Here is a 22611-nt window from a genome sequence, read left to right as displayed (position 1 = left end):
GTGCCGGATCACGTTGGTCAGCGCCTCCTGGACGATCCGGAAGGCGGTCAGGTCGACGGTGGCGGACAGATGATCTCGAAGGCCGGCCCACTGCGGAACGGCCAACCAGCACGCCACCGACCGAACAGTGAAACCACTGCAATCCTCCGCTCCGCCGAGCGTGTCCGGCGGAGCGGAGAAGCGGGATCCTGTGCGCTGACCGTGGGCGACCGGCCTGAGTGCTTCCCGGACCGGTCCCTCTACAGCCGTCAGACGTCCCAGGAGGCCACGGTCGGCTCCGGCCACTCTGCGGCCGTCGCTGCGAGATCCACCGGAAGCAGGGCAACCAGCAAGGCCCGACCGGAAGCAACGGCCTTCAACGCGGCTTCCTGGGCCTCGCCCTTGGTGTCGAACATGCCATCCCCCACCGTTTCGTTGTGGGGCGGCTCACCGATCTCGCCAACCCATTGCGACGCGCCCGGCCACACCCGGACGTGGGTGAGTCGGGAAGGTTCCGGGAGCCCCGCGATACCTCGAGCTGCGGCTTCCTTGATCACATCTTCGATGGTCATGCTTGGGCTCTCCTCATCTCGGCCAGTGCGGCGTGCAGTCGTGCAGAGCGGACCACGCGTCAATCGCCGACTCACGTCCGGTCGCGGCCTTGATCCGGGCGTTCGCCCGGCTCGCGACCTCGCCCTGGTCCACTCTCGCCCGAGGCGAAGCCTTCGTAGAGCGTCGTTGGTCATCTGAGGCCCGTCTCTGCGGTGCCGTCGGTGAGGGCCAGACAGCCTATTGAGCTGCCTTGCGTCTGCCTACAGGATCGCCCTGTCCCTACCCGGCCCGCAGGCGTTTGATGGTTCTCAGTCGCCCGGGGTGACGGGCCAGGATTCCGGTGGTACTGCCTGACGAGCCCGGGTTCGGGCGCCGATGCGGATGGTCCAGGTGGTATGCGGCACGAAGGGCTCCTCCCGGGTTTCCGACATACAGTTGGAAACCGGGCGCGTTCGAGGCGGGTAGCATCTGGCCAACATCTCGCCAGATGCCGGGAGTTGGCGCATGAGCACACTGGTAGTGGGGTCGCGGGCCAGTCACCTGGCGCGGGCCCAGGTCAGGGAGTTCCTGGCACCGCTGCGGGAGCGCTTCCCCGACGTGGCCTTCCGGCAGCGAGTGATCACGGAAGCCGGCGACCAGGACCGCAGGTCCGCTCTCAGGGAGGTGTCGGAGCGCGGCGGCGGCTCGGCGTTCTCCGTGAACCAGGTGGACGCACTGTTGTCCGGCGAGGTCGACGTGATCGTGCACTCGCTCAAGGACCTGCCGACCGCGAACCCGCCCGGCCTGATCCTCCTGCCCCCACCCACCCGCGCCGACGTGCACGACGCCCTGTGCGGCAGCACCCTCGCCGATCTCCCGCCCGGCGGCAGGATCGGCACGTCGGCATCGCGCCGGATCGCCCAGCTGTTGCGCGTCCGCCCGGACCTGGTACCGGTGGAGATCCGGGGGAACGTGCCAACCAGGCTTGGCAAGCTCAAGACACAGCAGCTGGACGCCGTGGTGCTGGCAGCTGCCGGGATCAAGCGGCTCGGCCGCGGCGAGGAGATCAGCGAGATCCTGCCGATCGAGCAGTTCCCACCATCGCCCGGCCAGGGCGCCCTGGGCATCCAGATCAGGGACGACAACGAGCTGGCCCGCCAGATCCTGGCCGGGTCCGGTGACCCGGTGACCGACGCCGAGGTGCGGGCCGAGCGGGCGATGCTGGCCGAGCTCCACGGCGGCTGCTCGGTGCCGGTCGGCGCGTTCGGCAAGGCCGACAGCGACGTGCTGACCCTGCACGGGCAGGTCACCTCCGTGGACGGCAGGCGGCAGGTGGAGGCCCGGCTCTCCGGCCCGCTGTGCGAGCCGGAGAAGCTGGGCATGCAGGTGGCCGGCCTCCTGCTGGACCAGGGCGCGGAGGCCATCCTCGCGGAGGCCCGACCCGCCGCTTAGGCCCGCAGGCGGGCCAGGTCGAGGACCGCGTAGGTGATGATCCGCTCGGCCCCGGCCCGCTTGAGCATGGTGAACACCTCCAGCAGCGGACGGAAGTCCCTGCGTCCGGTGGCCGGGTCGAACGGAGCGAGGTGCGTGTACTCGCCGGAGACGGAGAACGGCATCAGCGGCGCCTGGGTGCGGCGCTTGAGCCTGGTGAGGATGTCCACCGACAGCATCCCGGGCTCCAGCAGCAGCATGTCCGCCCCCTCGCCCAGGAAGGCGAGGCCGGTGTCGACGGCGCTCGCTGGGCTGCGAGGGCTGATCTGGAAGGGGCGACGGGCACCGGAGGCCGGCGTGGCCCGCATGGTGGTGCGGTAGCCCTCGTAGAGGGCAGAGTCCAGGATCAGGTGCGGCATGGTCGCCACGTCGCGGTGACCGGCCTCGTCCAGGGCCTGGCGCACGGTCCAGATCGTGCCCCTGGTCATGGCCGCCGGGCCGACGATGTCGGCGCCCGCCCCTGCCTGGATGACAGCTTGGGCTGCGGTCAGAACCGCAGTCGCGCCGAGGTCGATCCGCCCGTTCACGGTCAGGTGGCATTCGCCGGTGTCGGTGTGCCCGCACAGGCAGTTCTCCGTCATCACGGCCATGCCGGGCTCGGTGTCCTTGACGGCTCGGATGGCCCGCACCATCAGGGAGTCCAGCGCGACGGCGCCGGAAGCCTGCGGGTTCCGCTCCAGGCTGTTGGCGAACACCTTCACCGATCGGATGCCGACGGCGGCCAGGTCTCGTACGGCCTGTGGGATCTCGGCGACGGTGACGGTCGGCATCGGCCGGTCGGCCTCCTCGCCGTCCTCCCGGACAAGCAGGACCATGCTCAGGTCGGACGCGGTGAGCTCGGGGCCCTCCAGGAAACTGCGGACGGCCGGGCGGCCGTGGAGCCGGCCAGTGGTGGCGTGTGCGGCGGTGTGCTGGGTGGTGGTCATCTCGTCCTCTCGATCCATGGTGCGCGGCGCCAGCCGGGAGTGCTGCACAGGAAGTCGGCGGGGTCGACTTCTGGTGCTTACGAGGTGGCGGCGTGGGTGGCCGCACGGCTGCGGCAGTGGGTGAGGGCGGTTCTGATGCGGGGGTCGGGAGCGGGTTCGGCGGTGAGGAGTTCGCCGGCGGTGACGAGGGTGGTCCAGTAGCGGGCGGGGTCGCCGGTGCTGGGCAGGGGGCGGGCGGCGGTGAGGGAGAGGTAGGCGGCGGTGAGGTTGCCGGTGGTGAACCAGCGGGCGAGGCCGTGCTGGTGGCCGGCGCGGATGCCGCCCATGGCGTCGATGGCGGCCAGGAAGTGCTCGACGACGGCGAGTTCGGTGGCGGTGAGGGGCTTGGGGATGTCGAAGACGCCGAGGGCTTCGAGGAGTTCGCCGGTGTCGGCCTCGGCGCCCGGGCGGGGGTCGGCGAGGAGGGCGTCGTAGCACTCGTTGAGGCGGATGGTGACCTCGGCGAGGGGGATGGCGAGGGCGAGGCAGACGGCGCGCGCGGCGGGCAGGGGTTCGCCGGTGCGGCGGGCGAGGATCGCGTAGGTCTCGGCGGGGGTGTGGCCGCGGTCGAGGGCGTGCCGGGCGAGGGTGGGGAGCGGAGGCAGCATCGGAGGGTGCGCTCTCAGACAGTGAGCAGAGAAGGGGCGATCAGGGCCCAGACGAACTTGCCGATCCCGCCCGCCCGGGGGCAGCAACCCCAGCGTTCGGCCAGCTCGTTGACGAGGAACAGCCCACGCCCGTCCTCGTCGCACGGGGTGGCGGAACGAACGGAGGGCCGACCGGCCCCGGCGTCGTGCACCTCGACCCGCAGACGGCCGTTGGCGACGGCGAACCGGACCTCGATCAGGCAGTCGTCGGGCGCGCCGGAGTGCTGGACGGCATTCGCGAAGAGCTCCCCGAGGAGCAGCTCGCCGACGTCGCGGTAGCGGTCGCCGAAGGGCAGGCCCGCAAGATACGCACGGAGCAAGTACCGCGCCAGGGAGGTGGATTCGGCACGGGAGTCGAGGCGAGCGGCGAACGCACGGGGGCGACAGGAGGCGAGCATGGGTGTACCTCAGGGGCAGGCAGGGCCAAAGGTGTGCCACTGCTGGTGATTGACCGATGACGAACAGTCAACCTTCCTGCCCCATCGTCGGCTATGGTCGAGCCGAGTCGGGAAGTTGAAACCCTTGAAACCTGCCCGCAAGGGGGAACTGTCGTGCGATCCGACCGTGAACCGAACCGCAAGCTCGCTTCGCTGATGACCGAAGCCGCCTGGGGCAACGGCGAGTTGGCGCGAGCGGTCAATCGGACCGGCACCGAGATCGGACAACGGCTCACGTACGACGCCTCGGCCGTTTCACACTGGCTCGGCGGCACTTCACCGGCCGCGAAGGCCCTGCCGGTGGTCCTGGAGGCACTGGCACGGAGACTCAAGCGGCCGATCACCGCCGTCGAGGCGGGATTTCGAAACATGCCTACCACCGTTGACGAGTCGGCGGATACGGTGTCAGGGCTGATCGATCTGGGGAGCCTCGATATGGACCCATCCCGGCGCGGAGTTCTCACAGCCAGTCTGTACTCGGTGGCTCTCACCATCCCCGGCTGGCCTGACCTGGTGGGCCGCTTCGAGAAGTTGCGGACCACCCCACACCTGCGGATCGGCATGGCCGAGGTCCAGTCGGTCGCCGCCATGACCGAGCGGATCAGCGACCTGGACGACCAGTTCGGTGGCCGAATGGCCCGACCGATGGCCGCTTCGTTCCTGGTCAACACGATCGCCCCGTACCTCCAGGCGGATGCCACCGAGCACGTCCGCGAGGCGATGCTCTCGGCTGCGGCCGACCACTGCTACCTGACCGGCTACATGGCGATGGACGAGCGTCACGACGCCCTGGCTCAGCGCTACTACATGAAGGCCCTGGAGCTGGCCGGGCACGCGGGCGACCACCTCACGTACTGCACCACCCTGCGCGGCATGAGTGTTCAGGCCGTCGACCTCGGCCACGGCAGTACCGCCCTGCGACTTGCGGACGCCGCCTCGGCCGCCTCCCCGCAGGCCGGACCCCGCATGAGGGCCTTCCTCGCCGGCCAGCAGGCGCATGCCCTCGCCCAGACCGGCGACCGCGCCGGTGCACTCGCCATGCTCCGCGAAGCCGAGGTCGCCATGGAGCAGGCGGAGTCCAAGGCCAAGGCCCACGGCTCCTACGACCCCGCCTCGCTCTCGTACCACGTCGCCCAGGTCAACTACGAGCTCGGGAACCGAGACGGAGCGATCCGCGCGCTCCAGCACTCCGAGAAGGTCCGGCCCGCCGTGTACCGCCGGGCCCGCGTACGCCACGGTTCGATGCTCGCCGAATGGCAGCTCGAAGCCGGCCGGCTGGAGGAAGCAGTGCAGAACTGGCACCGGGCTCTCGACGACTACCCGGCAGTCCAGTCCGGCCGGGCCGACGACCGATTCCGCTCGATGCTCGCCGCAACTCGACCGCACCGTCGCAACCCCCACGTGCGCGATCTCCTCGAACGGGCCCGTCCCATGGCGACCAGCCGCCGGATCTGACCAACGGCGCGGGCCACGGCCTGCGGATTCCCCCAACGCTTGGCACTCCGCGTAGTTGATGTGCTACTTTCCGCATCATCAACAGAACATAGAAGACCCCGGCGGTGGTGGAACACCCCGGGGTCCGGCACAGGAGCTGACACTCCCAATGCAGATTCATCGTAGCGCCCATGCGCGCTGTTTCACCGTACTTCCGAACGGCCTCCTCCAGGACCGTCGCCTCAGCTACACCGCCCGAGGCCTCCTCTCCGACCTGCTCTCCCGTCCCGATGGCTGGCGCGAGGACGGGCGGCACATGGCCGACAGCAGCCCGCAGGGGCGGGGCGCCGTCCGGCGGGCGCTCAATGAGCTCAAGGAAGCCGGGTACTACCGGGTCGAAACGGTCCGGATGCCCGACGGCACCCTCCGCACCGACGTGCACGTGTACGACACGCCGCAGCGCCCGGCGTCACCGAGTGTCCGCTTCTCGGACCCCGGTGAGCCCGAGGCCGGTCCGCCTGACAGCCCTGTAGTAAAGAACCCAGGAGAAGTACCCACCCTCCCCGCCCAGTTGACGCGCACGGACGAGCAGACCCGCAGGGCGGTAGCCGCACTCTTCCGCGCCATCCGGCCCGAACCCCGGCTGCGACTCGGCGAGGCCGAGGCGCAGCAGCTGGCGCCGCTCGTCGCCCAGTGGCTGGAACGCGGCAGCACGGCGGCCGAGTTGGCCCACGCCCTGCTCCCCGGCCTGCCCTCGCCGCTGCACTCCCCGGTGGCGATCCTGCGCGACCGGCTCCAACGCAAGCTGCCGCCCCCGCGGACGGCATCCCCGCCCCCGTCCTACGCCGAGTGCGCCAAGTGCCACGATCCGGTGCCCCGCCCCGGCATCTGCCGCCCGTGCGCAGGACTCGGCACCACCAGAACCGTCGCGGTCGGCCGCAGCGCCGCCACCACACCGAGCGGCGCCGCCCGGGCCCGCGCGGCGCTGCGCGGGCACCGGGGTGCCGCCGTAGTGGGCGGTCAGGCGGTCAGGTGCACTTGATGTCGCGGTTGGCCACGGCCATCCCGGCGACCTTGCCGCCGTCCACGGTGAACTCGTACTTCCAGCCCTGCTGGCCCTCGACCGGCAGCTCGTACTTGCCGCTCTTGGCGAGCTGGAGGCCCTTGGCGCCGTACGCCCGCTGGAGGTCGTCCACGGTGGAGCCGACGCCGATGCCCTCGGCGGTCTTCGCCTCGGCCGGGGCGACCAGTTCGCGCAGGCCGCTGGCGGCGAAGGAGGCCCGGCCGGTGGCCAGGAAGGCCTTGTCCCTGGTCTCGCGGGCCGTCCACATGTCCACGATGGACTGGGTGGCGTCCGCCATCAGTTGGGCGGTGGCGGCCGAGTCCTTGGCGGCGGCGGCCGAGCCGGCTGCGGCCGCGGCGGCATCCTTCGCGGAGGCCCCGGGCGGCAGCGTGCCCGCCGGAGCGGGGGACTTGCCCCGGGCCGCGTCCGCCTTGGCGTTGAGGTCCTTGTAGCGGGCCTCGGTGGCAGCCTCCGCGTCCATCCGGGTCTTGTCCGGTGCCGGGCCGCCCTTGTAGACGAAGTCGGTGCAGCCGTCGAGCAGCGAGACGGGCGCCGTCTCCAGCGCGCCGGTGGCCAGTCCGGCGTCCTTCGCCATCGCCGGCTTGAGGCCGCGGTAGCCGGCCGCCGAGAAGGCCTCCGGCCCCTTGGAGGTCGGCGCCGCCGAGGCCACAGCGGTGGAGCCGGCCTTCGCCGTGTCCTTCTTGTCGTCCTTGTCGTCGTTGCCGCAGGCCGCCGCTCCGGCGACCAGCAGCACCACCGAGACGCCCACGCCCACCGCGCGGATCCGTCCCCGGTTCTTCCCCATGTCGTGCCCCCCTGAGTCGTTCGTGGATCACCGTACCGAAGCTGCGCCCACGACCCACAATCGGTTTTCCAGGGCATACGGAAGGGCATGCGGAAGGGCATTCGGCAGGGCGCGGAAGGGCATGCGGCGGGGCATGCGGAAAGGCCCGCGTCCGAGGACGCGGGCCTTTCCGGAACAGCCGTCCGTCAGCGCATCGACCCGGTGCGCAGCAGGGTGCGGATGACGCGCATCGCGACCGAGAGGCTGGACAGCTCGTAGTTGTCCGAACCCCTTATGTCGTCGAGGGTGGCCCTGGCGCGGTTCAGCAGGGTGGAGTTGAGCTCCGCCCAGGCCGTGTAGCGCTCCTCCGGGGTGGCGCCCTCGGGGCCGCAGGCCAGGATGTCGGCGGTCAGCGCCGCGTGCGCCGCGAAGAGGTCCTCGCGGATCGCGGCCCGGGCCATCGACGACCAGCGGTCGGTGCGGGGCAGGTCGATGATGCGGTCGAGCAGGTGCGAGATCTGCAGGCGGTCGCCCAGGTCGTAGTACAGCTCGGCGACCTCGGCGACGTCCTTGCCGGAGCGGTCCGCGACCTCGGTGATGTCCAGGGTCGGGAAGACCGAGGACAGCCCGGCGATCCGGGTGGCCAGCGCGTCCGGCACGCCGGCGGCGGCGAGCTCGCCCTGGATCTTCTCGAACCAGGCCAGGTCCTCGCCGCGGAGCGGCTTGGGCAGCGAGCCCCAGACCTGGTTGATCCGGTCGTGGAAGAACTCGATGGTGCCGGCGATGTCGAGCGGCTGGCGGCGGTTGTTGAGCATCCACCGGGTGGCGCGCTCGACCAGGCGCCGCGAGTGCAGCCGCATCTTGGTCTGGGTCCGGGCCGGGACCTTGTTGTCCAGGCCCTCGATCTCGGACCAGATCTCCTCCAGGCCGAAGACGGCCCGCGCGGCGGTGTGCGTCCGGGCGATCTCCTCGTAGGTCGCGCCGGTCTCCTCCTTCAAGCGGAAGGCGAAGGTGCAGCCACCGCGGTTGATCGTGTCATTGACGATCAGCGTGGTGATGATCTCGCGGCGCAGCGCGTGGTTGTCGATCGCGTCGGCGAACCTCGCCCGCAGCGCGCTCGGGAAGTACTCGTGCAGCGCGGTGCGGAAGAACGGGTCGTCCGGCAGGTCGGTGGCGAGCAGCTCGTCGGCCAGGATGATCTTGGTGTAGGCGAGCAGCACCGACAGCTCGGGCTGGGAGAGCCCGCGGCCGCTCTGCTGGCGCTCGCGGATCTGGCGCTCGGTGGGCAGGAACTCCAGCCCGCGGTCGAGCCGGCCGGCCGCCTCGAAGCGGTTGATCATCCGGGCGTGGACGTTGACCATGCTGTGCGCCTGGGCGACGGCGTTGGCCAGCACGACGTTCTGCGCGTAGTTGTTGCGCAGCACCAGGTGGCCGACCTCGTCGGTCATCTCGGCGAGCAGGGCGTTGCGCTGCTTGACCGTCATGTCGCCCTCGGCGACGACCTGGTTGAGCAGGATCTTGATGTTGACCTCGTGGTCCGAGGTGTCCACACCGGCCGAGTTGTCGATGGCGTCGGTGTTGATCCAGCCGCCGGTGCCCTCGGGGCCGCCGGTGGCCGCGTACTCGATGCGGCCGAGCTGGGTGCAGCCGAGGTTGCCGCCCTCGCCGATGACCCGGGCCCGGACCTGCTCGCCGTTGACCCGGATGGCGTCGTTGGCCTTGTCGCCGACCTCGGCGTTGGACTCGGTGGAGGCCTTGACGTAGGTGCCGATGCCGCCGTTCCAGAACAGGTCGACCGGCGCCTGGAGGATGGCCTTCATCAGCTCGGCCGGGGTGAGGCGGGTCTCCTGGATGCCCAGGGCGGCCCGGACCTGCGCGCTGACCTGGATCGACTTGGCGCTGCGCGGGAACACGCCGCCGCCGGCCGAGATCAGCGACTTGTCGTAGTCGTCCCAGGAGCTGCGCGGCAGGTCGAACAGGCGGCGGCGCTCGGCGTACGAGACGGCCGCGTCCGGGTTCGGGTCCAGGAAGATGTGGCGGTGGTCGAAGGCCGCCACCAGCCGGATGTGCTCGCTGAGCAGCATGCCGTTGCCGAAGACGTCGCCGGACATGTCGCCGATGCCGACGACGGTGAAGTCCTCGGTCTGGGTGTCGTGGCCCAGCTCGCGGAAGTTGCGCTTGACCGACTCCCAGGCGCCGCGGGCGGTGATGCCCATGCCCTTGTGGTCGTAGCCGGCCGAGCCGCCGGAGGCGAAGGCGTCGCCCAGCCAGAAGCCGTACGACTCCGCGACGCCGTTGGCGATGTCGGAGAAGGTCGCGGTGCCCTTGTCGGCGGCGACGACCAGGTAGGTGTCGTCCTCGTCGTGGCGGACCACGTCGGCCGGGTGGACGACCTCGCCGGCCACCAGGTTGTCGGTGATGTCGAGCAGCGCCGAGATGAAGGTCTTGTACGAGGAGATGCCCTCGGCCAGCCAGGCGTCGCGGTCCACCGACGGGTCCGGCAGCTGCTTGGCGACGAAGCCGCCCTTGGCGCCGACCGGGACGATGACGGTGTTCTTGACCATCTGGGCCTTGACCAGGCCGAGGATCTCGGTGCGGAAGTCCTCGCGCCGGTCGGACCAGCGCAGACCGCCGCGGGCGACCTTGCCGAAGCGCAGGTGCACGCCCTCGACCTGCGGCGAGTACACCCAGATCTCGAACGCCGGGCGCGGGGCCGGGAGGTCCGGGATGGCCTGCGGGTCGAACTTCATCGACACGTAGGAGTGCCACTCGCCGGAGCCGTCGTGCTGGAAGAAGTTGGTCCGCAGGGTGGCCTTGATGAGGTGCAGGAAGGAGCGCAGGATGCGGTCCTCGTCCAGCGAGGCGACCTCGTCGAGCGCGCCGGACAGCTCCTCCAGGATGCCCTCGGTCAGCTCCAGGGCGCCGGAGCGGTGGCTGGGGCTGAGCCGGGCCTCGAACAGGTTGACCAGCAGGCGGGTGGTGTGGGTGTTGTTGCGGAGCGCGTCCTCCATGTAGTCCTGGGAGAACGTGGAGCCCGCCTGGCGCAGGTACTTGGCGTAGGCGCGCAGCACCATCGCCTGGCGCCAGTTCAGCCCGGCGGTGAGGACCAGCTCGTTGAAGCCGTCGTTCTCGGCCTTGCCGGTCCAGGTCGCCGCGAAGGTCTCCTGGAAGCGCTCGCGGGCCTCGTCGGTGAGCTCGGTGGCCTCGCGCAGCCTGAGGCCGAAGTCGTACACCCACGCGGTGGTGCCGTCGGAGCGGCGCAGCGCGTACGGGTGCTCGTCCAGGACCTCGACGCCCAGGCGCTGGAGCACCGGCAGGACCTCGGTGAGCGAGATCGGGCCGCCGACCCGGTAGATCTTGAAGCGGCGCTCGTCGTCGCCCGCGCCGACCGGCTGGTACAGGTTCAGGCGGAAGTCGCCCGCGCCGTGCAGCGACTCGATCTGCTTGATGTCCGAGACGGCGGTGCGCGGCGGGAAGTCGGCGCGGTAGCCGTCGGGGAAGGCGTTGGCGTACTTGTGGCCGAGCTCGGCGGCCTTCTCCTCGCCCAGCTCGATGTGCAGCTGGTCGTGGAAGCCGTCCATCCAGAACCGGGCGGCCTCGGCCAGGCGGTTCTCGATCCGCTCGATGTCGGAGTCGGTGAGCCGGGGCAGCTCGGTGCCGGGGGCGACCCGGACGACGAAGTGCAGGCGGGTCAGCACCGACTCGGTGGCGTACACCGTGTAGTCGATGGTGGCGCCGTTCAGCTCTTCCTTGAGGATGTCGGTGAGCAGCAGCCGGATGCGCGTGGTGTAGCGGTCGCGCGGCAGGTAGATGAAGGCGGAGAAGTAGCGCCCGTACTCGTCCTGGCGCAGGAAGAGCCGCAGCTTACGGCGTTCCTGCAGGTAGAGCACGCTGGTGGCAATGGAGAGCACTTCGGCGGCCGAGGTCTGGAAGATCTCGTCGCGCGGGAAGGTCTCCATGATCTGGAGCAGGTCGCGGCCGTCGTGGCTCTCGCTGGAGAAGCCGGACGCGTCCAGCACCTCCTGGACCTTGCGGCGCACGACCGGGATGCGGGTGACCGACTCGGTGTAGGCGGCGGAGGAGAACAGGCCGAGGAAGCGGCGCTCGCCGATGGGCTCGCCGGCGGCGTTGAACTTCTTCACGCCGACGTAGTCGAGGTAGGCCGGGCGGTGCACGGTGGAGCGGCTGTTGGCCTTGGTCAGGACCAGCAGCTTCTTCTCGTGGGCCTTGGCGCGGACCGGGGCGGAGAGCCGGCCGAAGGCCTCGGAGACCGAGTGGTGGCGGTCGTCGTGGCTGCGCGGGTCGGAGCGCAGGATGCCGAGGCCGGTCCCGGCGACGGCCTTGAGGACCTCCTCGCCCTCGTGCTCGACCAGGTCGTACTCGCGGTAGCCGAGGAAGGTGAAGTGGTCGTCGGCGAGCCAGCGCATCAGCTCCCAGGCCTCGCCGACCTCCTGCTCGGGCAGCTCGGCCGGGGGCTGCTCGGCCAGCTCGTCGGCCAGGCGCAGCGCGCTGTCGCGCATCTTGCCCCAGTCCTCGACGACCTCGCGGACGTCGCCGAGCACGCGGCGCAGGTTGGTCTCGATGGTGCGCAGGTCGTCGCGGTCGGTCTCGCGGTCGATCTCGACGTGCATCCACGACTCGACGGTCGCGTCGGCGGGCCACTCGGTGCCGGCGGCCTGGCTGCGGGAGCAGGCGTCGACGTCCAGGATCTCCAGCAGCTTGCCGGTGATGTCACGGCGGACGACCAGCTGGGGGTGGACGACGAGGTGGATCGCGCGGTCCTGGCGGGAGAGCTCGTTGGTGACGGAGTCGACCAGGAAGGGCATGTCGTCGGTGACGACCTCGACCACGGTGTGGCCGCAGGACCAGCCGTTCTCCTCGACCGAGGGGGTGTGGACCCGCACCTCGGCGGTGCCCTGGGGGCGCTTGAGCCCCAGGCGGTAGTGGGAGGCGGCCGCGCCGTACACGTCGACCGGGTCGAGGTCGACCAGGTCCTCGGGCGCGGTGTGGAGGTAGTAGTGGTGCAGGTACGCGGTCAGAGCGCCGTTGCTCAGACCCTCCCCCGGCGCCGCTCCCCCCACCTGGCTGTTCTCAGCGGCTGCGGCTGCCTTCTTGAGCAGTTCGGCCTTGGCTGCGTCCAGCTTGGTCTGCATGACTTCTTGGCTCCTGTCGCGCGCCGTTGCGTGACTCGGTGGTGTGTGGGTGTACACCGACGGGTCGCTCGCAATCCTGCCGCACCGTCCGACTGAAAGGGGCTCATGGCACGCATGAAACGTCCTCCCAGCGGGTAGGACGACACGTTCGTCCTGCAAGCCACCCGACGACGCCAGCCAGCCTAACCGGATCAATCGAAGGTGCACAGGGACAGGGAGGCGCAAACCCGCAGGATGTCGGGTCCGTCCTGGACACCATGTCCAAACCGGAGCGTCGTGTTCGCTTTCAGCCCATATGCGGGTAACCGTGCCGGGTGGGCGCGACGAAGGTCTCCTTGATCGCCCGGGCCGAGGTCCAGCGCAGCAGGTTCTGGGCGGCGCCCGCCTTGTCGTTGGTCCCGGAGGCCCGGGAGCCGCCGAAGGGCTGCTGGCCGACCACGGCGCCGGTGGGCTTGTCGTTGATGTAGAAGTTCCCGGCGGCGAAGCGCAGCTCCTCCACGGCCTGGGCGATGGCGTAGCGGTCCTGGGCGATCACCGCGCCGGTGAGGCCGTACGGGGCGCCCGCGTCGACCCGGCCGAGCACGTCGTCCCAGCGGGAGTCCTCGTAGACGTGGACCGCCAGGATCGGCCCGAAGTACTCGGTGCGGAAGATCTCGCCCCGGTGGTCCGAGGAGACCAGCACGGTCGGCCGGACGAACCAGCCGATCGCGTCGTCGTACTGGCCGCCGGCCACCAGCTCGACGGTCGGGTCGGCCTTCGCCCGCTCGATCGCGGTGCGGTTCTTCTCGAAGGCGCGCTTGTCGATCAGGGCGCCCATGAAGTTCGACAGGTCGGTGACGTCGCCCACCGTGAGGGCGTCCACCTCGGCCAGGAAGTCGTCCTTGATCCTGAGCCAGAGGCTGCGCGGCAGGTACGCGCGGGAGAGCGCCGAGCACTTCTGGCCCTGGTACTCGAAGGCGCCGCGGACCATCGCGGTCCGCAGGATGTCCGGGTCGGCCGAGCGGTGGGCCAGCAGGAAGTCCTTGCCGCCGGTCTCACCGACGATCCTCGGGTACGTGCGGTAGCCGCCGATGTTCGTGCCGATGCTCTGCCAGAGCGACTGGAAGGTGGCGGTCGAGCCGGTGAAGTGCAGCCCGGCGAAGGCCGGGTCGGCGAGCACCACCGGGGAGACCTGGAGGCCGTCGCCGGTGACCAGGTTGATCACCCCGGGCGGCAGGCCGGCCGCCTCCAGCAGCCGCATCAGGTGGTACGCGGCCAGGGTCTGGGTCGGCGCGGGCTTCCAGACCACGGTGTTGCCCATCAGCGCGGGGGCGGTGGGCAGGTTCCCGGCGATCGCAGTGAAGTTGAACGGGGTGACCGCGTAGACGAAACCTTCCAGCGGGCGGTGGTCGACCCGGTTCCACACGCCCGGGGACGAGACCGGCTGCTCTGCCAGGACCTGCCGGGCGAAACCGACGTTGAACCGCCAGAAGTCGATCAGCTCGCAGGCGGAGTCGATCTCGGCCTGCTGCACGGTCTTGGACTGGCCCAGCATGGTCGCCGCGTTGAGCGTGTCCCGCCACGGCCCGGCCAGCAGGTCGGCGGCCCGCAGGAAGACCGCGGCCCGGTCGTCGAAGGAGAGCGAGCGCCACTGCCGCCCGGCCGCCAGCGCCGCGTCCACCGCCGCCCGGGCGTCCTCCCGGGTGGCGTTGCCGAGCACGCCCAGCTTGGCGGCGTGGTGGTGCGGCTGGACGACCTCGATCCGCTCGCCGCCGCCGAACCGCTGCTCACCGCCGATGGTCATCGGCAGCGGGATCTGCTCGGCCGCCAGCTCGTCCAGCCGCCGGACCAGCCGGTCCCGCTCCGGACTGCCGGGCGCGTACGTCCGCACCGGCTCGTTGACCGGGGTCGGCACCTCGGTGACTGCGTCGATGGGCATGGCGGCTCCGTCCTGGCGGCTGGGGTTCGAGTCCAGCCTGACCAGGGCCGGGCGGTTCCGCCCGTCCAGACACGCCAACGGCGGACGTGGCGCCCGCCACGTCCGCCGGCCCGGCGGCTCCGCCCGACTGCCGGGCGACCGCCTCGGCTCGGCCCGTCCGCCGGCCCGGCGGCTCGACCGGCTCCCCTCAGCCCGTCAGCCGGCCCGCCAGTTGGCCCGCCAGCTCGACCGCCTCGGCCAGGCTGTCCACCACCGGGACGCCGACCGGCTCCAGCTTCTCCCGGGTGTGCGAGCCCCCGGTGTACAGCACCGCGTGGGCCCCCGCCTGCAGCGCCGCCAGGGCGTCGTCCGCGGCGTCGCCGATCAGCACCGTACGGGCCGGGTCGACCAGCTCACCGAGCTCGGCCAGGTGCCTGGCCAGCTGCTGCGCCTTCTGGCCGCCGGAGGGGCCGCTGCGGCCGTCCACCCGCAGGAAGCTGCCGGTCAGGCCGAAGGCGTCGACCAGCGGGACGAGCTTCTCGTGCTCGTACATCGACAGCAGGGACTGGCTGTGCCCGGCCGCCCGCCAGGCCGCCAGCAGCTCGGGCACGCCCTCGGTCAGGCCGCAGGCCCGGCTGAGCTCGACGTAGCGGTCGTGGAAGGCGTCGTCCAGTTTCAGCCACTCCTCCGTGGAGGGCATCCGACCGAGCAGCCGCTCGTAGAACCGGGGGATCGGGATCTCGTACTGCTCGCGGTACTGCTGCAGGGTCATCGGCTCGACGCCGATGGTCGCGAACGCGGCGTTGCTCGCGGCGAGGACGGCGTCCATGTCGTGGAACAGCGTTCCGTTCCAGTCCCAAACGATGTGAGTGCGCACGGGGTCAAACGGTAACCCGATGTCGAGCGTCGCCAAAGAGTGAGGTGGCGCATGAGCCAGTACAGCCGTTCGTGCAGTACCGCAGCATGATCCACTTCTGTTCACGGCTCTGTTCCGCATCACCGCGCTGCGGCATCCTCCCGGCTGATCCCCACCACGTCGCCGTTGCCCTCGGACCGCTGCGACACCGCACGACCGCGGCCGTGCGGCCGGCCGCACGGCCGGATGAGCTATGCCTCGCGGGCCTGCGGCACGGTGTCGGTGGGTTGCTTCGCGTGCCGGTCGAGGGCCTGGTCGAGGGCGTGGTCGAGGCGGCGACGGAGGGCACGGCCGACGGGCTTCTCGACCACGCGGTGGATCACCCAGGCCAGGAGGAGCATCGAGACGGTGGTGAGGGCGAGCCGGCCCCAGGGGCCGAGCCCGTGGGCGTGGGCGGTGAGTTCACCGGCCATGGGCAGGCCGAGGCTCTGGTGGACCAGGTAGAAGGGGTAGGTGAGCGCACCTGCGGTCATGAGCCAGCGCCAGCGGATGCGGGCGAGTGGGCCGATGGTGGCCAGGAGCAGGAGGGCCAGGAAGGCGGTCAGTGCGGCGCTGGCGACGGTCCAGGAGCAGAGCGCCTTGGACCCCCACTCCTGGTAGTGGCCGGCCAGCCGGAGGGGGAGCATGGTCAGTTCGTAGCACCAGGCGAAGCCGAGGAGTATCCAGAGCATGAGGTTCTGCCCGAAGCGGTACATGAGGTAGACCGCGATGCCGGCGACGAACAGGCCGGCGTACTGGCTGAGGACGAGGTCGTCCAGGAACTTGCTCTTCGTCTCCGAGGTGACGATCCCGGCGGTGAGCCAGATCACGCAGAACCCCATGACCCGGTGGTAGGTGGTGCCGAAGGCCAGGAGGACGGCCATGAGGAGGTAGAAGTGGGCCTCGACGGCCAGGGTCCATGCGACGCCGTCCAGGAGACTGGCGTGGAGGGCGTCGGGGAACATGGTCAGGTTGGCCAGGATGATCCGGGGGTGGATCACCGCGCTGACGTCGTGGGTCTGCATCGGGATCAGCGCGATCCTGGCCACGATCAGGATGAGAGCGCACCAGTAGGCCGGGTAGAGCCGGGATATTCGTGAGACGGCGAACTGTCCCGGCGTGCGCCCCCAGCCGCTCATGCAGATGACGAAGCCGCTGATGAGGAAGAAGGCCTCGACACCGAGCCAGCCGTACATCGACGCGTGGTGCAGCGGGTAGGCGAACTCCTTCGGGGACGGCCCCCACAGGGTGGGCGGGATCGCGCTCAGGTAGTGGAATCCCGCGACGGCGAGCGCGGCGATCAGCCGCATGCCGTCGACGACGGCCAACCGGGCTCCGGGCTCCCCCCGGCCGCGGCCTTCTGCCTGGGCTCCTGCCCGTGCAAGACCACCGCGGGCCCGCTGGCGGGTGGTCGGTGACATCGGTGGATGAAGCACTGGCGGGGGTCCGATCATGTCGACACGCCCGCTCTCGCCCGGGACCGCGGACGAGGGTCATGGGCGTAAGGGAACTGTGATGCCTCTCAGCCGTCGCACGGGCACGCCACCGGCGGGCTGATCAACCGGGCGCCATCTTAGAACGTCTGCCGGCGGGTCATCGGAGGCGGGGTGCACGGGGCCCCGGCGGCGGGCCTAGGCGAGCAGGGCGGGGATCTCCTGGGTCGCGTACCAGAGCAGGTCGTGGTCCTCGGCGCCGTCCACGGTGAACTGGGCGTCCTGGTCGCCCGCGTCGGCCGCGGCCACCGCCGCCACCGCGGCGGCGACGTCCTCGACCACCTCGTCGTCGGCCACGTCCGCGTGCACCGAGGCGGCCTTCGCCAGCTTCACCGGGCCGGCCAGCACCACCCGCCCGAGCGAGGCCTGGTCCTGGTACTCGTCGCCGGGGAAGGGCCGCACCGCCGAGTCGGCCACGTCCAGCGCCACCACGACCCGCCGGCGCGGGGAGTCCGGGTCGGCCGCCAGCAGCCGCAGCGAGGACTGCGCGGCCCGGTTGAGCGCCGCGTACTCCAGCTCCTCCAGGTCGTCGCTGACGTACCACTCGCGCAGCGCGGGCGTCACGGCGTACGCCGCGGACTGGTCCAGGACACCGCCCTCGTGCGCCGCCGCCAGGCCGGTCAGGGTGGTGGGCACGTACACGCGCATCGGTGGCACTCTCCGGTTTCCGCGAAGCTACTCCAGCGCCCCAAGAATAAGCTCAGCCGCACCGGGCGCGATCACCTGAGCCTCACCTGTGGCCGGAACTACCGCGCCGCCCCCAACGCCTCCCGGGCGCTGCGCAGACCGCTCTCCAGCACCGCGCCCCGGCGGGCCGGGTCCATCAGGTTCGGGCCCATCACCGCCAGGTCGGCCGGGGTCGGCGCGAGCAGCCGCACCCGGACGCCCTCGGCCCGCAGCAGCGCGGCCTCGCGCAGCAGCTGCCGGGTCACCGCGCGGCGGTAGCGGCTGACCAGCTGGGCCAGCACCCCGCGCGGACGGTCCCGGGCCCGCCACTCGCGCAGTGCGGCCGCCGTGCCGCGGGCGGAACGCTCCGGCCGCGGGCCGAGCCGCAGGGCCATCGGGGCGAGCACGTACACCTCGTCCAGGCCGCGGCCGAGCAGCAGGTCGGCGTTGGTGGCCGACCAGCAGCCGCCGTCCACGTAGGCCGAGCCGTCCAGGCGCACCGACGCGAACCAGCCGGGGATCGCGCAGGAGGCCATCACGGCCTCGGCCACCGGGACGTCGGGGGCGTCCGGGTCGCCGAAGACCACCCGGTGGCCGCTGCGGTAGTCCACCGCGGCCACCCGCAGCGGGGCCGCGGCGGCGCTGGGCGGGACGGCGTCCGTGGCCTCGGCCGGCGCGGCCGCCGCCGAAGCCACCGAAGCCGAAGCGGAAGCCGCGCCCGCCGCGCCTGCCGCGCCCGCAGCGCCTGCCGCGCCTGCCGGGAGCGGCCAGCCGCCCGGGCCGAGCAGCCCGCGCACCAGCTCGCCGACCGGGGCCAGCGAGCCGCGGCCGTGCGGCGCCACCGCCGAGACCATGGTCAGCAGCGGGTACTCGCGCGGGTGCCGGACGGCGTCCCGCAGCAGGCCGGGCGAGCCGATCCCGGCCCGCGGCCGGGGCGGCAGCGCGCCGCCCACCGCGGTGTCGTAGTCGAAGGCCACCCCGGCCAGCGGTCCCTCGGTGATCGGCAGGCCGCGCTGGTGGTCCCGCAGCTGCTCGGGGCGCACTCCCCCGGCCAGCATCGCAGCCAGGATCGCGCCCGCCGAGGTGCCCAGCAGCACATCCGCCTCGCCCGGGCGGTGTCCGGCGGCCTCCTCGACGGCGCAGAGCGCGCCGACCGTCCAGGCCGCGCCGAGCATCCCGCCGCCGCCCAGCACCAGGCCGCGCCGGGGGGCGCCCCCGGCGTCGGCGGTCCTGTCCGGCCCCGCCACCGCCCGTCTGGTCGTCCCGGCTGTCGTCATCCCGGCCGCCCGTCGTCGTCGGGTTCGGGTCAGGCTCCGATGGTGCGCGCGGACGGCCGGGCAGCGCAACGGGAGCCCGCCGCGGGGCCACCCGGTCCGCCGTACCCGGGCGTCCCCTTTCGGGCCGTACGGTCCGTCCCCGCACGTCAACCGGGTGCCGCCGGGGCGGCCGCCGGGCCCGTCGCCGCACTGGTCGACTCACCCGGATAGGTGAACTTCACGTCGGCCTGAGGGCCGGCCGCAAACCCGTTGCCGCCCGGTGATCACCACCGCCAGCCTGGGCCCGTCCGTACCCGCACCACCCTTGCCCGGAGCCATCGTGACCATCAGCCCCCGCACCTGCCCGACCGCCCGGCCGACCGCCGCGCCGAGCGCCCACCAGCGCGTCCGCCCGACCGCCCGCCCGACCGCCCGACCGACCGAGCGCCCGCACCACCGGGTCCGCAGCGACGCCGGCTGCGACCCGACCGGGCGCCGCCCCCGCCACCCGCGCGCCGCCTGCACCGCCGCCGGGCCCCCCGGCCCCGCCCGGCCCGACGCCGGGGCGCTCGCCGCCCGGTTCGCCCACCAGCTGGTCGAGGTGCTCACCGGTGCCCGGCCCTCCGGCCAGCTGATGCGCCACACCAGCCTGGACGGCTACGGGCAGCTCGCCTCGCTGGTCCGGGCCGGCGCGCTGCGCCGTGGAGGCCCGGCCGACCGGCCCCGGCTCGGCCCGGTGCACGACCGCTCGCCCTCCCCGGACGCCGTCGAGGCCTGCGTCCGGGTCGACCTCGGCCGGCGGCACCACATGGTGGCCTTCCGGCTGGAGCGGCGCGGCCCGGCCGGCCAGTGGCAGTGCACCGCCGTGGAGGCCCGGTGACGACCACGGCCCAGGACAGGCCCCGGGAGACGGCGCAGGGCGCCGCCCCGGTACGGGAGCGGCGCCCTGCGCGGCGTACTGCGGCCGGCTCAGGCCTTGCGGCGGCGGCCCTTGGCGGACTTGGCGGCCTTGCGGCGCTCGGCGCGGGTCATCCCGTCGCCCTCGTCGTCCGGCACGACGTCCTCGAAGTCGCCCTCGATGACACCGCCACCGACCTCGTCCGAGGGGGCCGTGTAGTGCAGCCGCTGCGGCTTCGGGGCCTCCAGGCCCTTGGCCTTGATCTCCGGGCGGGCGGCGTCCTTCTCCAGCTTGTCGAGCAGCACCTCGGCGTCCGCCACCGGCACCTCCTCGACCTGCTGCTCGACCTGGACCTCCAGGTTGAACAGGTAGGCGACGGACTCCTCCTTGATGCCCTCCATCATCGCGGTGAACATGTCGAAGCCCTCGCGCTGGTACTCGACCAGCGGGTCGCGCTGCGCCATGGCCCGCAGGCCGATGCCCTCCTGGAGGTAGTCCATCTCGTAGAGGTGCTCGCGCCAGCGGCGGTCCAGCACCGACAGCACGACGCGGCGCTCCAGTTCGCGCAGGATCTCCTCGCCGAGCTGGTCCTCACGGGCGCCGTACTGCGCCTGGATGTCCTCCTGGACGACCTTGATCAGGAACTCCGGGGTCAGGCCGGCCGGGCCGCCGACCTCCTCCTCCAGCTCCGCCAGATCCAGGGTGATCGGGTAGAGCTGCTTGAACGCGGTCCAGAGCTTGTCGAGGTCCCAGTCGTCCTCGAAGCCCTCGCCGGTGGCCGCCTTGACGTAGGCCTCGACGGTGTCGTCCATGAAGTGGCCGACCTGCTCCTGGAGGTCCTCGCCCTCCAGGACGCGACGGCGCTCGCCGTAGATGACCTCGCGCTGGCGGTTGAGCACCTCGTCGTACTTGAGGACGTTCTTGCGGATCTCGAAGTTCTGCTGCTCGACCTGGGTCTGCGCGGAGGCGATCGCGCGGGTGACCATCTTGGACTCGATCGGCACGTCCTCGGGCACGTTGGCCATCGAGAGCACGCGCTCGACCATGCCGGCCTTGAACAGGCGCATCAGGTCGTCGCCCAGCGACAGGTAGAAGCGGGACTCGCCCGGGTCGCCCTGACGGCCGGAGCGGCCGCGCAGCTGGTTGTCGATCCGGCGGGACTCGTGCCGCTCGGTGCCGAGGACGTAGAGGCCGCCGGCCTCCTTGACCTCGTCCTGCTCGGCCTTGACCGAGGCCTTGGCCTTCTCCAGCGCCTCCGGGAACGCGGCCTCGTACTCCTCCGGGTTCTCCGTGGGGGAGAGCCCGCGCTGGGCCAGCTCGGCCGCCGCCAGGTGGTCCGGGTTGCCGCCGAGCATGATGTCGGTGCCACGGCCGGCCATGTTGGTGGCCACGGTGACGGCGCCCTTGCGGCCGGCCTGGGCGACGATCTGCGCCTCGCGCTCGTGGTGCTTGGCGTTCAGCACCTCGTGCGGGATGCCGCGCTTGCGCAGCTCCTGCGACAGGTACTCGGACTTCTCGACCGACACGGTGCCGACCAGCACCGGCTGGCCCTTCTCGTGCTTCTCGGCGATGTCCTCGACCACGGCGGCGAACTTGGCCGGCTCCGACTTGTAGATCAGGTCGGGCTGGTCGATGCGCAGCGGCGTCTTGTTGGTCGGGATCGGCACCACGCCGAGCTTGTAGATCTGGTGGAACTCGGCGGCCTCGGTGGTGCCGGTACCGGTCATGCCGGAGAGCTTGTCGTACAGGCGGAAGAAGTTCTGCAGGGTGATGGTGGCCAGCGTCTGGTTCTCGTTCTGGACCTCCACCCCCTCCTTGGCCTCGATCGCCTGGTGCATGCCCTCGTTGTAGCGGCGGCCGGCCAGGATGCGGCCGGTGTGCTCGTCGACGATCATGACTTCGCCGTTCATGACGACGTAGTCCTTGTCCTTCTTGTACAGCTCCTTGGCCTTGATGGCGTTGTTCAGGAAGCCGACCAGAGGGGTGTTCACCGACTCGTAGAGGTTGTCGATGCCCAGGTAGTCCTCGACCCGGGTGACGCCCTCCTCCAGGACGCCGACGGTGCGCTTCTTCTCGTCGACCTCGTAGTCGCGGTCGATCTTGAGGCGCAGCACCAGCTTGGCGAAGTCGGCGTACCACTTGGTCGCCTGGTCCGCCGGGCCGGAGATGATCAGCGGGGTGCGGGCCTCGTCGATGAGGATCGAGTCGACCTCGTCGACCACCGCGAAGTTGTGGCCGCGCTGGACGAGTTCGTCCTTCGACCAGGCCATGTTGTCGCGCAGGTAGTCGAAGCCGAACTCGTTGTTCGTGCCGTACGTGATGTCCATCGCGTACTGGCGCTTGCGCTCGGCGGGCGTCATGTTCGCCAGGATCACGCCGACTTCGAGGCCGAGGAAGCGGTGCACCCGGCCCATCCACTCCGAGTCGCGCTCGGCGAGGTAGTCGTTGACGGTGATCAGGTGAACGCCCTTGCCGGTCAGCGCGTTCAGGTACGCGGGCAGGGTGCCGACGAGGGTCTTGCCCTCACCGGTGCGCATCTCGGCGACGTAGCCGAGGTGCAGGGCCGCGCCGCCCATGATCTGGACGTCGTAGTGCCGCTGGCCGAGCACGCGCTTGGCGGCCTCGCGGACGGTGGCGAACGCCTCGGGGAGGATGTCGTCCAGCGTCTCGCCGTCGGCGAGCCGCTGCTTGTACTCGTCGGTCAGCGCGCGCAGCTCGGCGTCGGTGAGGTTGACGAAGTCCTCTTCGATGGAGTTGACCTGGGCAGCAATCCGCTGCAGCTTGCGAAGGATCTTGCCCTCGCCGGCGCGCAGGATCTTGTCGAAGACGGACACTTGAGCGGGCTCCTTGCCTGTATTGGCACTGGACGACTGCACGGGGGGTCCACCCCACCGCACGGGCCATCGTATGCGAGGAGTCCAATGCGCCGGGAGGTGCGTCAGCACGGTATTCCCGTGTCACCCGCCCGTGCACATGGACCGATAGCACCGTCCACCGGGACAAAAGGGTCGACGGGCCGGGG

Annotated in this window: 16 protein-coding genes; 4 read left to right on the top strand and 12 right to left on the bottom strand. The window is 71.3% G+C overall.

The window, feature by feature from the left end; all coding sequences use genetic code 11:
• Positions 1 to 248 precede the first annotated feature (248 nt).
• Positions 249 to 551, bottom strand: a complete 303-nt coding sequence (locus AB0F71_RS36790) for a hypothetical protein (RefSeq protein ID WP_360244559.1) — start codon at positions 549 to 551, stop codon at positions 249 to 251.
• Between the two features lie 484 nt (positions 552 to 1035).
• Here AB0F71_RS36790 and hemC point away from each other — a divergent pair, with 484 nt between their 5' ends.
• Positions 1036 to 1962 (top strand): hydroxymethylbilane synthase, encoded by a 927-nt coding sequence (hemC, locus tag AB0F71_RS36785; RefSeq protein ID WP_360244556.1) that lies wholly within the window; start codon positions 1036 to 1038, stop codon positions 1960 to 1962.
• Here the strand turns inward: hemC and AB0F71_RS36780 are convergent.
• From AB0F71_RS36780 to AB0F71_RS36770, 3 genes are all read right to left on the bottom strand, one after another.
• Positions 1959 to 2927, bottom strand: coding sequence for a hypothetical protein (locus AB0F71_RS36780; protein ID WP_360244553.1), 969 nt, complete (start codon positions 2925 to 2927; stop codon positions 1959 to 1961). The two genes, hemC and AB0F71_RS36780, sit on opposite strands and share 4 nt — an antisense overlap.
• 77 nt (positions 2928 to 3004) lie before the next feature.
• Positions 3005 to 3574 (bottom strand): hypothetical protein, encoded by a 570-nt coding sequence (locus tag AB0F71_RS36775; protein WP_360244550.1) that lies wholly within the window; start codon positions 3572 to 3574, stop codon positions 3005 to 3007.
• 14 nt (positions 3575 to 3588) lie between these two features.
• Positions 3589 to 4011 carry an ATP-binding protein gene (locus AB0F71_RS36770; RefSeq protein ID WP_360244547.1) on the bottom strand — a complete coding sequence of 141 codons (423 nt, stop codon included), beginning with the start codon at positions 4009 to 4011 and terminating at the stop codon, positions 3589 to 3591.
• 519 nt (positions 4012 to 4530) lie between these two features.
• Here AB0F71_RS36770 and AB0F71_RS36765 point away from each other — a divergent pair.
• Positions 4531 to 5505, top strand: a complete 975-nt coding sequence (locus AB0F71_RS36765; RefSeq protein WP_360244544.1) for a tetratricopeptide repeat protein — start codon at positions 4531 to 4533, stop codon at positions 5503 to 5505.
• Between the two features lie 148 nt (positions 5506 to 5653).
• Positions 5654 to 6526: a hypothetical protein gene (locus AB0F71_RS36760; protein ID WP_360244541.1), complete on the top strand. Its 873-nt coding sequence runs from the start codon at positions 5654 to 5656 to the stop codon at positions 6524 to 6526.
• On the opposite strand, the gene AB0F71_RS36755 is transcribed toward AB0F71_RS36760, so the two are convergent.
• The 7 genes from AB0F71_RS36755 to AB0F71_RS36725 all read right to left on the bottom strand — a co-directional run bounded on the left by AB0F71_RS36755 (position 6513) and on the right by AB0F71_RS36725 (position 18712).
• Positions 6513 to 7352: a hypothetical protein gene (locus AB0F71_RS36755; protein WP_360244538.1), complete on the bottom strand. Its 840-nt coding sequence runs from the start codon at positions 7350 to 7352 to the stop codon at positions 6513 to 6515. The genes AB0F71_RS36760 and AB0F71_RS36755 overlap by 14 nt on opposite strands.
• 185 nt (positions 7353 to 7537) lie before the next feature.
• Positions 7538 to 12484, bottom strand: a complete 4947-nt coding sequence (locus tag AB0F71_RS36750) for an NAD-glutamate dehydrogenase (protein WP_360244535.1) — start codon at positions 12482 to 12484, stop codon at positions 7538 to 7540.
• Positions 12485 to 12770: 286 nt separating this feature from the next.
• Positions 12771 to 14396 carry an L-glutamate gamma-semialdehyde dehydrogenase gene (pruA, locus tag AB0F71_RS36745; RefSeq protein ID WP_360244569.1) on the bottom strand — a complete coding sequence of 542 codons (1626 nt, stop codon included), beginning with the start codon at positions 14394 to 14396 and terminating at the stop codon, positions 12771 to 12773.
• A gap of 193 nt (positions 14397 to 14589) precedes the next feature.
• Entirely contained in the window at positions 14590 to 15258 is a 669-nt protein-coding gene (locus AB0F71_RS36740; protein WP_360244532.1) for an HAD family hydrolase, read from the bottom strand.
• A gap of 230 nt (positions 15259 to 15488) precedes the next feature.
• On the bottom strand, positions 15489 to 16604 hold the full coding sequence (locus AB0F71_RS36735) for an acyltransferase (RefSeq protein WP_360244529.1): 1116 nt from the start codon (positions 16602 to 16604) through the stop codon (positions 15489 to 15491).
• Between the two features lie 303 nt (positions 16605 to 16907).
• Complete coding sequence (locus AB0F71_RS36730) at positions 16908 to 17417, bottom strand: hypothetical protein (protein WP_360244526.1); 510 nt, start codon at positions 17415 to 17417, stop codon at positions 16908 to 16910.
• Positions 17418 to 17515: 98 nt separating this feature from the next.
• A complete protein-coding gene (locus AB0F71_RS36725; protein ID WP_360244523.1) occupies positions 17516 to 18712 on the bottom strand; it encodes a patatin-like phospholipase family protein in 1197 nt (398 codons plus the stop codon).
• 319 nt (positions 18713 to 19031) lie between these two features.
• Between AB0F71_RS36725 and AB0F71_RS36720 the strand changes: the two genes are divergently transcribed.
• Positions 19032 to 19571, top strand: coding sequence for an Rv3235 family protein (locus AB0F71_RS36720; RefSeq protein ID WP_360244520.1), 540 nt, complete (start codon positions 19032 to 19034; stop codon positions 19569 to 19571).
• Positions 19572 to 19660: 89 nt separating this feature from the next.
• On the opposite strand, the gene secA is transcribed toward AB0F71_RS36720, so the two are convergent.
• Positions 19661 to 22423: a preprotein translocase subunit SecA gene (gene secA, locus AB0F71_RS36715; protein ID WP_360244517.1), complete on the bottom strand. Its 2763-nt coding sequence runs from the start codon at positions 22421 to 22423 to the stop codon at positions 19661 to 19663.
• Positions 22424 to 22611: the final 188 nt, after the last annotated feature.

Origin of the sequence: Kitasatospora sp. NPDC028055 (genome assembly GCF_040637885.1) — a bacterium.
In the GTDB taxonomy this organism is placed as follows: domain Bacteria; phylum Actinomycetota; class Actinomycetes; order Streptomycetales; family Streptomycetaceae; genus Kitasatospora.
This window is presented reverse-complemented; position numbering and strand designations above follow the sequence as displayed.

Coding starts and splice junctions, on each gene's coding strand:
- AB0F71_RS36790 (WP_360244559.1), bottom strand. CDS start 551: ATGACCATCGAAGATGTGATCAAGGAAGCCGCAGCTCGAGGTATCGCG.
- hemC (WP_360244556.1), top strand. CDS start 1,036: ATGAGCACACTGGTAGTGGGGTCGCGGGCCAGTCACCTGGCGCGGGCC.
- AB0F71_RS36780 (WP_360244553.1), bottom strand. CDS start 2,927: ATGACCACCACCCAGCACACCGCCGCACACGCCACCACTGGCCGGCTC.
- AB0F71_RS36775 (WP_360244550.1), bottom strand. CDS start 3,574: ATGCTGCCTCCGCTCCCCACCCTCGCCCGGCACGCCCTCGACCGCGGC.
- AB0F71_RS36770 (WP_360244547.1), bottom strand. CDS start 4,011: ATGCTCGCCTCCTGTCGCCCCCGTGCGTTCGCCGCTCGCCTCGACTCC.
- AB0F71_RS36760 (WP_360244541.1), top strand. CDS start 5,654: ATGCAGATTCATCGTAGCGCCCATGCGCGCTGTTTCACCGTACTTCCG.
- AB0F71_RS36755 (WP_360244538.1), bottom strand. CDS start 7,352: ATGGGGAAGAACCGGGGACGGATCCGCGCGGTGGGCGTGGGCGTCTCG.
- AB0F71_RS36750 (WP_360244535.1), bottom strand. CDS start 12,484: ATGCAGACCAAGCTGGACGCAGCCAAGGCCGAACTGCTCAAGAAGGCA.
- AB0F71_RS36730 (WP_360244526.1), bottom strand. CDS start 17,417: ATGCGCGTGTACGTGCCCACCACCCTGACCGGCCTGGCGGCGGCGCAC.
- AB0F71_RS36725 (WP_360244523.1), bottom strand. CDS start 18,712: ATGACGACAGCCGGGACGACCAGACGGGCGGTGGCGGGGCCGGACAGG.